Below are 11,134 nucleotides of genomic sequence, written 5' to 3'. Positions count from 1 at the left end.
CTGATATGGCTCAGTCGGTAGAGCGCATCCTTGGTAAGGATGAGGTCCCCAGTTCGATTCTGGGTATCAGCACCATTAAATAAGAAAGCCTCCCAATCGGGAGGCTTTTTTGTGTCTGCCTTTCAGCCATCCATCGCAAATTGCAGTCCTGCAATGTCGCACCTTCTTGTTGCTGGCATATCTTCCCTTTCTATCCCGTATGCTTTCCGGGCGGCGCTTCTCTCTTAAAGGGATCCGGGCTAAGTTGTGGATTGGCAAAGACAACGACGCTTTCGAAGGGGAAAGAACATGCTGATTAGGAATGTGCGTCTGACGGGCAGGGAAGGGATGTGGCAAATCCTCTGTCAGGGAGGCGTGATCCGGGCCATCGAGCCCATGAGCACCCAGCTGCTCTCTGCCCGCGAGCTTGATGGTGAGGAGGGTCTCGCCATCGCCCCCTTTATCGAGCCTCACATCCATCTTGATACCACCCAGACGGCCGGTGAACCGAGCTGGAACCTCTCCGGCACCCTGTTCGAGGGGATCGAGCGTTGGGCCGAGCGCAAGGCGCTGCTGACCCATGAGGATGTGAAACAACGCGCCATCCAGACACTGAAATGGCAGATTGCCAACGGCATCCAGTTCGTGCGCACTCACGTGGATGTTTCCGACCCCAATCTGGTCGCCTTGAAGGCGATGCTGGAGGTGCGGGAGGAGATGAAGGAGTGGGTGGAGCTGCAGATAGTGGCCTTTCCACAGGAGGGGATCCTCTCCTACCCCAACGGTAAGGCACTGCTGGAGGAAGCTCTCCAGCTAGGGGCCGACGTGATCGGTGCTATCCCCCATTTCGAGTTTACCCGGGAGTACGGGGTCGAAAGTCTGCACTACGTCTTTGATCTTGCGGAGAAATATCAGGTTCTGGTGGATGTGCATTGCGACGAAATCGATGACGAACAGTCCCGCTTTATCGAGACGCTGGCAACCCTGGCCTACGAGCGCGGCATGGGCCATAGGGTGACCGCCAGTCATACCACCGCCATGCACTCCTACAACGGTGCCTATGCGTCGCGGCTGTTCAGGCTGCTGAAGATGGCGGACATCAACTTCGTGGCCAATCCGCTGGTGAACATTCACCTGCAGGGGCGCTTCGACAGCTATCCCAAGCGCCGTGGCATCACCCGGGTGAAGGAGATGCTGGAGGCGAACATCAACGTCTGCTTCGGCCACGACGACGTGTTCGATCCCTGGTATCCCATGGGCACGGCCAACATGTTGCAGGTGCTGCACATGGGGCTGCATGTCTGCCAGATCATGGGCTACGAACAGATCAACGACAGTCTCAAGCTGATCAGCTGTCACAGTGCCCGCACCCTGAACGTGCAGGATCGCTACGGCATCGAGGTGGGCAAGCCCGCCAACCTGCTGATCCTTCCTGCAGAGAATGGTTTCGATGCGGTGCGCCGCCAGGTGCCGGTACGTTATTCCATCCGTCATGGCAGAGTCATCGCCGATACTCGCCCGGCCGAGACGGCCCTCCATCTTGTGAATCCAGAACCGGTAGACTTTCGCCGCTAGGGTCTTGCCGGGTCGATTAATTGCCCGGCTGTCCCCTGCTGTCGAGATTTTGCATAATGCCAACCTGACACTCTTGGAGCCTGCTTGATGCAAACCTGGTTATTTGTCGCTGCCGGAGGCGCCTTCGGTGCCTGCCTGCGTTTTGGCATCGCCGAGCTGATGGCCTGGCTGCTGGGACGCCACTTTCCCTATGGCACCCTGGTGGTCAACGTGGTGGGTTCCTTCATCATGGGGATTGCTTATGCCCTGATCAGCCATGGTCACGTGGTGGAACACCCGATGAAGCCATTGCTGATGGTGGGTATCCTCGGTGCCCTGACCACCTTCTCCTCCTTTGCCCTCGACACGGTCGTGCTGGCCCAGCAAGGGGCCTATCTGAAGGCGCTGCTCAATATCGGTCTCAATCTGTTCCTCTGTCTGGCCATGGTCGTGCTGGGGATGCAGTTGGTCGCAAGCCGGGTTTGAGGTGTCCGCACGCCATCGGCTCTGGTAAACTGGCGGCCATTCTTTGCTCTATGGGTATTTGAGGGATGTCGGAACAGACTATTACTACGCATTTTGGCTATAAAACCGTGGCAGCGACCGAGAAGGAAACCCTGGTCGCCGGTGTCTTTCATTCGGTAGCGGCCAAGTATGATCTGATGAACGATCTGATGTCGTTCGGCATCCATCGCCTCTGGAAGCGCTTTACCATCGACTGCTCCGGTGTCCGCAAAGGACAGAAGGTGCTGGATCTGGCTGGCGGTACAGGGGATCTGACCGCCAAGTTCTCCCGCATCGTGGGTGAGACCGGTCAGGTGGTCCTGGCGGACATCAACGACTCCATGCTGAAAGTGGGCCGCGACAAACTGCGCAACCTGGGGGTGGCCAACAACGTCTCCTACGTACAGGCCAATGCCGAGGCGCTCCCGTTCCCTGACAACCATTTCGACGTCATCACCATCGGCTTCGGCCTGCGCAACGTCACCGACAAGGACAAGGCGCTTGCCTCCATGTTCCGGGTGCTCAAGCCGGGTGGCCGCCTGCTGGTGCTGGAGTTCTCCAAGCCGGTGAGCGAAGTGATCGCCAAGCTGTATGATCTCTACTCCTTCAAATTGCTGCCGAAAATGGGCGAAATCGTCGCGAATGATAGCGAAAGTTACAAATACCTGGCGGAATCGATCCGCATGCACCCGGATCAGCAGACCCTGGCAGGCATGATGGAGAATGTCGGTTTCGAACAGGTCGAGTTTTACAACCTGACCCAGGGCGTGGTCGCCCTGCACCGCGGTTACAAGTTTTAAGGTCGCCTATGCCGATGGATGCCATGGTCACCGCAGTGATCGAAACCAGCCTCAACCAGTTGCTGGCCCTGGACAAACAGAGCCCGGAGCGGTTGCGCAAGCTGACGGGCAAGGTACTCAAACTGGAGCTGCGCGAGCTCAAGCCGCTCTGGTTTGTCTTCTCGGAGCGCCGTCTGGATGTGCTGGCCAGGTTTGAAGGGGAGGCGGATGCGGTGCTGAGTCTCTCCCTGACCGCCCTCGGCCTGCTCAAGGAGCCTTCCGCCCTGACCCGCTACATCCGCGAGGAGAAGCTGGACCTGAGCGGTGACCCCCAGCTGGTGCAGGCATTCAGCGCCCTGCTTGGCGAGCTCGATATCGACTGGGAAGAGGAGCTGTCCCGCTACACCGGCGACGTGGTGGCCCACATCCTGTGCAGTGGTGCCCGTCAGGCTCGCCGTTTTGTGGGGCGAGAGTTGTGCCGTTCCCAGCGTCAAGTGGCCGAGTATTTGACCGAGGAGGCTAGGCTTGCCCCGGGTCCGCTGGAAGTGGCGAGCTTCAATGACGATGTCGAAGAGCTGGCCCAACAGATGAAGGCGATCGAGTTGCGGCTTGCCCGCCTCGAACAGCAGGTGAGCTGATGACCCCGAAGGAGTTCAAACGCCTCTATCGCATCGTCAGCATCCTGCTGGAACAGGGCATCGACGAGCTGGTGCCCGCCCGTTATCAGCCCTGGCCTGGCCGTCTGGCCCGTCGCAGTCTGTTCTGGCTCAAGAACAAGCAACAAGGCATGAGCCGTGGCGCCCGCATTCGCCTCGCCTTCGAGGCCCTGGGCCCCATCTTCATCAAGTTCGGCCAGATGCTCTCGACCCGCCGAGACCTGCTGCCCCCCGACATTGCCGAAGAGCTGGCCCTGCTGCAGGACAGGGTGCCTCCCTTCTGTGGTCAGGCCGCCCGTCGCCAGATAGAAGAGAGCCTGGGTTGCCCCGTCGAGACCCTGTTCGATGACTTCGACGAGACGCCGCTGGCATCCGCCTCCATCGCCCAGGTGCACACCGCCCGGTTGAAGGAGAACGGCCGCGAGATCGTCATCAAGGTGATCCGTCCCGATATCGAGCCGGTCATTGAGGCCGACCTGCGCCTGATGCAGGCCCTGGCCCGTCTGGTGGCCCGTTTCGTGCCCCAGAGCGGACGACTGCGCCCCGTCGAGGTGGTGGAGGAGTATCGCAAGACCATACTCGACGAGCTCAACCTGATGCGCGAAGCGGCCAACGCCATCCAGTTGCGCCGCAACTTCACCGGCTCCGAGGCGCTCTACGTGCCCGAGGTGTTCACCGAGCACTGCCGCGAGCAGGTGCTGGTGATGGAGCGGATCTACGGCATTCCGGTCTCCGACATTGCCGCGCTGGAAGCCAACGGCACCAACATGAAGCTGCTGGCCGAGCGCGGAGTGGAAGTGTTCTTCACCCAGGTGTTCCGCGACAGCTTCTTCCACGCCGACATGCACCCGGGCAACATCTTCGTCTCTTTCGAACACCCGGAGAATCCGCTCTGGATCGGCATCGACTGCGGCATCGTCGGCACCCTCAACCGGGAAGACAAGCGCTACCTGGCGGAGAACTTCCTCGCCTTCTTCAATCGCGACTACCGCCGTGTGGCCGAGCTGCACGTGGAGTCAGGCTGGGTGCCACCCGATACCAAGGTGGACGAGTTCGAGTTCGCCATCCGCACCGTGCTGGAGCCCATCTTCGAGAAACCGCTCTCCGAGATCTCCTTCGGCCACGTGCTGCTCAATCTGTTCAACACCGCCCGTCGATTCAACATGCAGGTGCAGCCGCAGCTGGTGCTGCTGCAAAAGACCCTGCTCTATGTGGAAGGGCTGGGTCGCCAGCTCTATCCCCAGCTGGATTTGTGGCAGACCGCCAAGCCCTATCTGGAAAACTGGATGCACGAGCAGGTCGGCCCCAAGGCGGTGTGGAATGCCATCAAGGAGAAGGCGCCGTTCTGGGCGGAGAAACTGCCGGAGCTGCCGGAGCTGGTCTACGAGACCCTGCGTCAGGCCCGCCATCAGCAGCACCACTTCGACCAGATGTTTGCCGATTTCCGTCGCCACAGTCGCCGTCAGGGGCAGGCTCGCTACCTCTTAGGGGTTGGAGCCAGCCTGCTGCTCGCGGGTGTATTCTTGCTGACCCAGAAACAACACATTGAGTGGGGACAAATCAGCCTCGCCGGCGCCGGGTTATGCTGGCTGCTGGGTTGGTTGCGAACCCGTTCCCATTAAATAACCTGCGCCATCGGGCGCCTATCCGGAGAAAAAGTCATGGGTGGTATCAGTATTTGGCAGTTGTTGATCATCGCAGTCATCGTCGTGCTGTTGTTCGGCACCAAGAAATTGCGCGGTATCGGCGGCGATCTGGGCGCGGCGGTCAAGGGGTTCAAGAAGGCGCTCTCCGATGAGCCGGCCGACACCAAACCCGAGCAGAAAGATGCCGAGTTCCCGACCAAGCAGTTGAACGAGACGGCCAGCAACGCCGAAGCCGCCAAGCAGAAAGACAAAGATCAGGCCTAAGCCATGTTCGACATCGGTTTTTGGGAACTGGTCGTCATCGGCGTCGTCGCCCTGGTGGTGCTGGGTCCCGAGCGGTTGCCGGTCGCGATCCGCACCGCCAGCCACTGGATAAGGCTGATCCGCAGCACCGCCAACTCGGTCAAGGCCGAGCTGGAACAGGAGCTCAAGTTGCAGGATCTGCACAACGACCTGAAGAAGGCCGAACGGTTGCAGATGAACAACCTGAGCCCCGAGCTGCAGGAGTCCATCGAGCAGTTGAAAGCGGCCGCCCAGTCTGTGAATCGTCCCTATCAGGGGGAGAACGAGATCCGCCCGCCTCGGGAGCTCGCCCAGGCTGAGCCAGCCACTCCGGTGGCGGCCTCGGTGCCCGCGACCCCAGAGGTGCCACCGGTCAACAGCCAGCGAGAGAGCGAGCCTGTGCCCGCCAGCGAGTCCGCAGCCAAAGGGGAGGTGAAGCCATGAGTCAGGCAGAACAGCCCCTCATCAGCCATCTGGTGGAGCTGAGAACCCGTCTGCTGCGCGCGATCTCCGCCATCCTGCTGGTGTTCATCGCGCTCATCTACTTCTCCAACAACATCTACGACTTCGTGGCCCAGCCGCTACTCAGCCAGTTGCCGGCAGGCACCAGCATGATAGCGACGGATGTGGCGACGCCCTTCATCACGCCCATCAAGCTGACCCTGGTGGTCTCCTTCTTCGTGGCGATCCCCTATCTGCTCTATCAGGCCTGGGCCTTCATCGCACCCGGTCTGTACCAGCACGAACGGCGGCTGATCCTGCCTCTGGTGGCCTCCAGCGCCGTGCTGTTCTACGCGGGGATGGCGTTCGCCTACTACGTGGTGTTCCCCCTGGTGTTCGGCTTCTTCACCAGTACCGCCCCCGCCGGGGTGACGGTGGCGACCGACATCGCCAGCTACCTGGACTTCGTGCTGACCCTGTTCTTCGCGTTCGGGGTGGCGTTCGAGATCCCGGTGGCCACTATACTGCTCTGCTGGACCGGGGTGACCACCCCCAGGAGCCTGAAGGAGAAGCGCCCTTACGTCATCGTCGGGGTCTTCGTGGTCGGTATGTTGCTGACGCCGCCCGATGTCTTTTCCCAGACTCTGCTCGCGATCCCCATGTGGGGCCTGTGGGAGATAGGTCTGTTCTTCGCCCGCTTCTACGTGAAGAAAGAGGACGAGGAGCAGCAACAAACGGAAGAGGGGAGCTGAGGCTCCCTTCCTCTTTTCATGCATCCGTTCGAGGCGTATGGTAAGGCCCCATCGAGTAGATGGTTTTCAAATGCCTGATATGCACCTCGTTTGTCCGGAACCCCTGACTCCATGATCGACATCGGTTTGAACCTGACCAGCAGCCAGTTCGCAGGCGAACAGGCCGACCTGGTGGAACGCGCGCGCGCCGCCGGGGTGGAAGCCCTGATCCTGACCGGCACCGATCTGGCCGGCAGCCGCGAGAGCGCCGCATTGGCCGCCCGCTGGCCCGGTTACTGCTTCTCCACCGCCGGGGTGCATCCCCATGATGCCAAAAGCGTCAATGAGACGACCCTGCCCGCCCTGCGGGAACTGGCGGCCCTGCCCCAGGTGGTGGCTATCGGCGAGTGCGGTCTCGACTACAACCGGGACTTCTCCCCCCGCCCGGTGCAGGATGCGGTGTTTGACGCCCAGCTGGCGCTCGCCGCCGAGCTCGGGATGCCGGTGTTTCTGCACTGCCGCGATGCCCATGACAAATTCGTCGAGATCCTGCGCCCCTGGTTGCCCCGCCTGCCGGGGGCCGTGCTGCACTGCTTCACCGGCTCCGACGCCGAGCTGGACGAGTGCCTGGCGCTGGGGCTGCATATCGGGGTGACCGGCTGGCTCTGTGACGAGCGCCGTGGCCAGCTGCTGCGCGAGCAGGTGGCCCGCATTCCGGCGGGTCGCCTGATGATAGAGACGGACGCCCCCTACCTGGTGCCGCGGGATCTGAAACCCAGGCCCAAACGCAACGAACCCGCTTTTTTGCCGCACATCGCCCAGGTGGTGGCGACCTGCCGTGGTGAAGCGCCCGAGGCCTTGCTGGCCCATACCCGGGCCACCTCCGCCGCATTCTTCCAACTTCCGCTTTTGGAGTGATTCATGGCCACAACTCTTCCGGGGGCCTTCCCGGGCCGTCGCCTGCGCCGGGTGCGCAAACATGACTTCAGCCGCCGCCTGGTGCGCGAGAACGTACTGACCGTCGACGATCTCATCTATCCCGTGTTCGTGCTGGAGGGGGAGGGTCAGCGAGAGGCCGTTGCCTCCATGCCGGGGGTGGACAGGCTCTCCATCGATCTGCTGCTCGAAGAGGCCGCCGAACTGGTGGCCCTGGGTGTGCCGGCGGTGGCCCTGTTCCCGGTGACGCCGCTGGAGAGAAAGAGTCTGATGGCGGAAGAGGCTTACAACCCGGATGCCCTGGCCCAGCGGGCGACCCGTGCCCTCAAGGCTCGCTTCCCGGAGCTCGGGGTCATCACCGATGTGGCGCTCGACCCCTTCACCACCCATGGCCAGGACGGCATCATCGATGACGAAGGCTATGTGCAGAACGACATCACCACCGAGATCCTGGTGAAGCAGGCGCTCTCCCATGCCGCCGCCGGGGCCGACATGGTGGCACCGTCCGACATGATGGACGGCCGCATCGGTGCCATCCGCGCGGCGCTGGAGGAGAATGGCTTCGTCAACGTGCAGATCATGGCCTACTCCGCCAAGTACGCCTCCCACTACTACGGCCCGTTCCGCGATGCGGTGGGCTCCGCCGCCAACCTCGGCAAGAGCAACAAGGCCACCTACCAGATGGACCCGGCCAACGGCAACGAAGCCCTGCACGAGGTGGCCCTCGACATCGCCGAAGGGGCAGACAGCGTCATGGTCAAGCCGGGCATGCCCTACCTGGACATCATCCGTCGGGTGAAGGATCAGTTCGGCGTGCCGACCTTCGCCTATCAGGTGAGCGGCGAGTACGCCATGCACATGGCGGCGATCCAGAATGGCTGGCTCAAGGAGAAAGAGTGCGTGATGGAATCCCTGCTCTGCTTCAAGCGGGCCGGGGCCGATGGCATCCTCACCTACTTCGCCAAGCGGGTCGCCCAGTGGTTGAAAGAGGACGCCCGACGCTGAGGCGGGGAGTGTCCATGCCCTCACAATGCCGGCCCTCGGGCCGGCATTGTCGTCTCTGGCAGATGAAATGCTGGTTTTATGAACAAAATGCCTGAAAAAGTGGGCAACAAGCCCGTCTCTTGGCGGCAAAGGCTTGATAAATGGGGTTTCTGCCTACATCTTAGATGGTCCAAGCAGGCTTCTGGACGGCAGGGGCTGCAGAGCATTTAGAGGTACCGCAGATGACTAACCCTTTGCTGACAATGGACTCGCTGCCTCCCTTCAGCCAGATCCAGCCCGATCAGGTGCAACCTGCCGTGACGCAGGCCATCGCTGATTGCAAACAGAAGATTGAGGACGTGCTGGCCCAGAAGGAGCCTCACACCTGGGACAGCCTGATCGCCCCGCTGGAAGAGGTCAACGACCGCCTCTCACGGATCTGGTCCCCCATCAGCCACCTCAACGCCGTGCAGAACAGCGAGGCGCTGCGGGCGGCTCACGATGCCTGCCTGCCGCTGCTGTCCGAATTCCAGACCTATGTCGGTCAGCATGAAGGGCTCTATCAAGCCTATCTGGCCCTCTCCGAGAGCGATGACTTCCCCCGGCTCGATGATGCCCAGCGCAAGGAGATCCTGAACACCCTGCGCGATTTCCGCCTCTCCGGCATCGGTCTGCCTGCCGAGGCGCAGCAGCGCTACGGCGAGAGCCAGGCCCGCCTCTCGGAGCTCGCCTCCCGTTTCAGCAACAACGTGCTGGACGCGACCCAGGGCTGGCACAAGCTGGTGACCGACGAGGCCGAGCTGGCCGGTCTACCCGCGAGCGCCCAGGCTGCCGCGCGCCAGATGGCCGAACTCAAGGGCAAGGAGGGGTGGCTGTTCACCCTGGACATCCCCTCCTACCTGCCGGTGATGATGTATGCCGACAGCCGCGCCCTGCGTGCCGAGCTGTATGAGGCCTTCACCACCCGCGCCTCCGACCAGGGCCCCAACGCCGGCAAGTGGGACAACTCCGCCATCATGACCGAGTTGCTCACCCTGCGCCGGGAGCTGGCCCGACTGCTGGGCTTTGCCAACTATGCCGAGCTCTCCCTCGCGACCAAGATGGCGGACAAGCCGGAGCAGGTGGTGGAGTTCCTCACCGACCTGGCTGCCAAGTCCCTGCCCCAAGGCAAGGCGGAGCTCGAAGAGATCCGCGTCTTTGCCGCCGAGCAGCACGGTCAGGACGAACTGGCGGCTTGGGATCTTGCCTATTACGCAGAAAAGCTCAAACAGCACAAGTTTTCGGTCTCTGATGAGCAGTTGCGTCCTTATTTCCCCGCTGGTCGGGTCGTGAAGGGGTTGTTCGAGGTGGTCAAGCGGGTGTTCGGCATGAAGGTGCGCGAGCGTCTCGGCATCGACACCTGGCACCCGGACGTGCGCTTCTACGACATCTTTGACGCCGATGACGAGCTGCGCGGCAGCTTCTACCTGGATCTCTACGCCCGTGAGCACAAGCAGGGCGGCGCCTGGATGGATGTCTGCCTGGGTCGCCGCTACCGTCAGGACGGCTCCCTGCAAAAGCCGGTGGCCTACCTGACCTGCAACTTCAACGGCCCGGTAGACGGCAAGCCGGCCCTGTTTACCCACAACGAAGTGGTCACCCTGTTCCACGAGTTCGGCCACGGCATTCACCACATGCTGACCCGCATCGATGTGGCTGGCGTGGCCGGCATCAACGGCGTGGCCTGGGATGCGGTGGAGCTGCCGAGCCAGTTCCTCGAGAACTGGTGCTGGGAATCCGAGGCGCTGGCCTTCATCTCCGGCCATTACGAGACCGGGGAGCCGCTGCCCGCGGATCTGCTGGAGAAGATGCTGACCGCCCGCAACTTCCAGGCGGCGATGCAGATGCTGCGCCAGCTGGAGTTCGCCCTGTTCGACTTCCGTCTGCACCAGACCTTTGACCCGACCAGAGCGGATCAGATCCCTGCGCTGCTGGATGAGGTGCGCAGCCAGGTCGCCGTGATGACGCCTCCGGCGTTCAACCGCTTCCAGCACAGCTTCTCCCACATCTTCGCGGGCGGTTATGCGGCGGGCTACTACAGCTACAAGTGGGCCGAGGTACTCTCTGCCGACGCCTTCTCCCGCTTCGAGGAGGAGGGGATCTTCAACCCGGCCACGGGCCACTCCTTCCTGAAGAACATTCTGGAAAAGGGCGGCTCCAGGGAGCCGATGGAGCTGTTCCGTGCCTTCCGTGGCCGGGAGCCCCAGGTGGATGCGCTGCTGCGTCACAGCGGTATCGCCGCGTGAGGTCCCGCCGCCACAGTGAGCCTCGATTGGATGAGCTGCCGCGCCACTGCGGGAGCTTCAAGCAGGTACACATTTGCGGCATAGTGGGATCGAAACGTGATTTTTGATAGAAAAAGGGACCTTTTGGTCCCTTTTTCCAAGCCTTTTTAATATCTTGCTGAGTGCATGTTTGCACTGTCCCCGCCTCTTCAGTAGAGTCGGGTTCTACCTTCCAGGGAGAGAAAGAACCTTGCCATGAGGCGAGCACTCGAGTCTGTCTATCAAATCATCTCCAGCCTGTCTCATACCAATCGGATTAAACATTAGGTCAGTTTTATCCAATCTCGGCTACAAAGTGACATCACCCGCTCCACATCG

General features: G+C 61.6%; 11 protein-coding genes. All 11 read left to right on the top strand.

What is annotated here, in order from left to right; translation table 11 throughout:
• The first annotated feature begins 288 nt into the window (after window positions 1-288).
• The 11 genes from PG896_RS19300 (at window position 289) to prlC (ending at window position 10,777) form a co-directional block, all read left to right on the top strand.
• The gene (locus PG896_RS19300) at window positions 289-1,554 is read left to right on the top strand and encodes a cytosine deaminase (protein WP_270836096.1); all 1,266 of its coding nucleotides are present in this window, start codon (window positions 289-291) and stop codon (window positions 1,552-1,554) included.
• A gap of 87 nt (window positions 1,555-1,641) precedes the next feature.
• Window positions 1,642-2,019 carry a fluoride efflux transporter CrcB gene (gene crcB / locus PG896_RS19295; RefSeq protein WP_010672354.1) on the top strand — a complete coding sequence of 126 codons (378 nt, stop codon included), beginning with the start codon at window positions 1,642-1,644 and terminating at the stop codon, window positions 2,017-2,019.
• Window positions 2,020-2,084: 65 nt separating this feature from the next.
• Window positions 2,085-2,837, top strand: coding sequence for a bifunctional demethylmenaquinone methyltransferase/2-methoxy-6-polyprenyl-1,4-benzoquinol methylase UbiE (gene ubiE, locus PG896_RS19290; RefSeq protein WP_270836095.1), 753 nt, complete (start codon window positions 2,085-2,087; stop codon window positions 2,835-2,837).
• Window positions 2,838-2,845: 8 nt separating this feature from the next.
• Complete coding sequence (locus PG896_RS19285) at window positions 2,846-3,454, top strand: ubiquinone biosynthesis accessory factor UbiJ (protein ID WP_201872756.1); 609 nt, start codon at window positions 2,846-2,848, stop codon at window positions 3,452-3,454.
• A complete protein-coding gene (gene ubiB / locus PG896_RS19280) occupies window positions 3,454-5,094 on the top strand; it encodes a ubiquinone biosynthesis regulatory protein kinase UbiB (RefSeq protein ID WP_042017422.1) in 1,641 nt (546 codons plus the stop codon). Before PG896_RS19285 ends, ubiB begins: the two co-directional genes overlap by 1 nt.
• Window positions 5,095-5,133: 39 nt before the next feature.
• Complete coding sequence (gene tatA, locus PG896_RS19275) at window positions 5,134-5,382, top strand: Sec-independent protein translocase subunit TatA (RefSeq protein WP_010672358.1); 249 nt, start codon at window positions 5,134-5,136, stop codon at window positions 5,380-5,382.
• Window positions 5,383-5,385: 3 nt separating this feature from the next.
• The gene (tatB, locus tag PG896_RS19270) at window positions 5,386-5,844 is read left to right on the top strand and encodes a Sec-independent protein translocase protein TatB (RefSeq protein ID WP_244812989.1); all 459 of its coding nucleotides are present in this window, start codon (window positions 5,386-5,388) and stop codon (window positions 5,842-5,844) included.
• Window positions 5,841-6,593 carry a twin-arginine translocase subunit TatC gene (tatC, locus tag PG896_RS19265; RefSeq protein WP_010672360.1) on the top strand — a complete coding sequence of 251 codons (753 nt, stop codon included), beginning with the start codon at window positions 5,841-5,843 and terminating at the stop codon, window positions 6,591-6,593. The genes tatB and tatC overlap by 4 nt, the downstream gene beginning before the upstream one ends.
• A gap of 111 nt (window positions 6,594-6,704) precedes the next feature.
• The gene (locus PG896_RS19260; RefSeq protein ID WP_244812988.1) at window positions 6,705-7,490 is read left to right on the top strand and encodes a TatD family hydrolase; all 786 of its coding nucleotides are present in this window, start codon (window positions 6,705-6,707) and stop codon (window positions 7,488-7,490) included.
• A gap of 3 nt (window positions 7,491-7,493) precedes the next feature.
• A complete protein-coding gene (hemB, locus tag PG896_RS19255; protein ID WP_039041081.1) occupies window positions 7,494-8,513 on the top strand; it encodes a porphobilinogen synthase in 1,020 nt (339 codons plus the stop codon).
• 221 nt (window positions 8,514-8,734) lie between these two features.
• Window positions 8,735-10,777 carry an oligopeptidase A gene (prlC, locus tag PG896_RS19250; RefSeq protein ID WP_270836094.1) on the top strand — a complete coding sequence of 681 codons (2,043 nt, stop codon included), beginning with the start codon at window positions 8,735-8,737 and terminating at the stop codon, window positions 10,775-10,777.
• The last annotated feature ends 357 nt before the right edge of the window (window positions 10,778-11,134 follow it).

Source organism: Aeromonas sp. QDB30, assembly GCF_027707645.1.
In the GTDB taxonomy this organism is placed as follows: Bacteria; Pseudomonadota; Gammaproteobacteria; order Enterobacterales; family Aeromonadaceae; genus Aeromonas; species Aeromonas caviae.
This window is presented reverse-complemented; position numbering and strand designations above follow the sequence as displayed.

Bases quoted from the DNA above. Each gene is read 5' to 3' on its own strand.
- PG896_RS19300 (WP_270836096.1), top strand. From the start codon at position 289: ATGCTGATTAGGAATGTGCGTCTGACGGGCAGGGAAGGGATGTGGCAA.
- crcB (WP_010672354.1), top strand. From the start codon at position 1,642: ATGCAAACCTGGTTATTTGTCGCTGCCGGAGGCGCCTTCGGTGCCTGC.
- ubiE (WP_270836095.1), top strand. From the start codon at position 2,085: ATGTCGGAACAGACTATTACTACGCATTTTGGCTATAAAACCGTGGCA.
- PG896_RS19285 (WP_201872756.1), top strand. From the start codon at position 2,846: ATGCCGATGGATGCCATGGTCACCGCAGTGATCGAAACCAGCCTCAAC.
- ubiB (WP_042017422.1), top strand. From the start codon at position 3,454: ATGACCCCGAAGGAGTTCAAACGCCTCTATCGCATCGTCAGCATCCTG.
- tatA (WP_010672358.1), top strand. From the start codon at position 5,134: ATGGGTGGTATCAGTATTTGGCAGTTGTTGATCATCGCAGTCATCGTC.
- tatB (WP_244812989.1), top strand. From the start codon at position 5,386: ATGTTCGACATCGGTTTTTGGGAACTGGTCGTCATCGGCGTCGTCGCC.
- tatC (WP_010672360.1), top strand. From the start codon at position 5,841: ATGAGTCAGGCAGAACAGCCCCTCATCAGCCATCTGGTGGAGCTGAGA.
- PG896_RS19260 (WP_244812988.1), top strand. From the start codon at position 6,705: ATGATCGACATCGGTTTGAACCTGACCAGCAGCCAGTTCGCAGGCGAA.
- hemB (WP_039041081.1), top strand. From the start codon at position 7,494: ATGGCCACAACTCTTCCGGGGGCCTTCCCGGGCCGTCGCCTGCGCCGG.
- prlC (WP_270836094.1), top strand. From the start codon at position 8,735: ATGACTAACCCTTTGCTGACAATGGACTCGCTGCCTCCCTTCAGCCAG.